Source organism: Variovorax sp. P2_H12 (assembly GCF_056403395.1).
On the sequence record NZ_JBFUFO010000110.1, the window covers coordinates 1 to 949 of the forward strand.

1 rRNA gene is annotated in these 949 nt (G+C 55.5%); it reads right to left on the bottom strand.

The window, feature by feature from the left end:
* Positions 1 to 949 (bottom strand): 23S ribosomal RNA (locus AC1DYK_RS35410); the annotation flags it as partial.

Here is a 949-nt window from a genome sequence, read left to right on the forward strand (position 1 = left end):
CCCTTGGGACCGACTMCAGCCCCAGGATGCGAYGAGCCGACATCGAGGTGCCAAACCWYCCCGTCGATRTGGACTCTTGGGGRAGATMAGCCTGTTATCCCCGGGGTASCTTTTATCCGTTGAGCGACAGCGCTTCCACAAGCCACTGCCGGATCACTAGTCCCGACTTTCGTCCCTGCTCGACCCGTCGGTCTCACAGTCAAGCTCCCTTGTGCACTTACACTCAACACCTGATTGCCAACCAGGCTGAGGGAACCTTTGGGCGCCTCCGTTACTCTTTAGGAGGCAACCGCCCCAGTTAAACTACCCATCAGACACTGTCCCTGATCCGGATCACGGACCCAGGTTAGACATCCAGCACGACCAGAGTGGTATTTCAACGGCGACTCCACAACCACTGGCGTGGCTGCTTCAAAGTCTCCCACCTATCCTACACAAGCCGAACCGAACACCAATATCAAACTGTAGTAAAGGTCCCGGGGTCTTTCCGTCCTGCTGCGCGAAACGAGCATCTTTACTCGTAGTGCAATTTCACCGGGCCTATGGTTGAGACAGTCGAGAAGTCGTTACGCCATTCGTGCAGGTCGGAACTTACCCGACAAGGAATTTCGCTACCTTAGGATGGTTATAGTTACCACCGCCGTTTACTGGCGCTTAAGTTCTCAGCTTCGCCGACCCGAAAGTCAGCTAACCGGTCCCCTTAACGTTCCAGCACCGGGCAGGCGTCAGTCCGTATACATCGCCTTACGGCTTCGCACGGACCTGTGTTTTTAGTAAACAGTCGCTTCTCGCTGGTCTCTGCGGCCACCCCCAGCTCATGGAGTAAATCCAATCACCAGTGATGGCCCCCCTTCTCCCGAAGTTACGGGGGCATTTTGCCGAGTTCCTTAACCATAGTTCACCCGAACGCCTCGGTATTCTCTACCTGACCACCTGAGTCGGTTTAGGG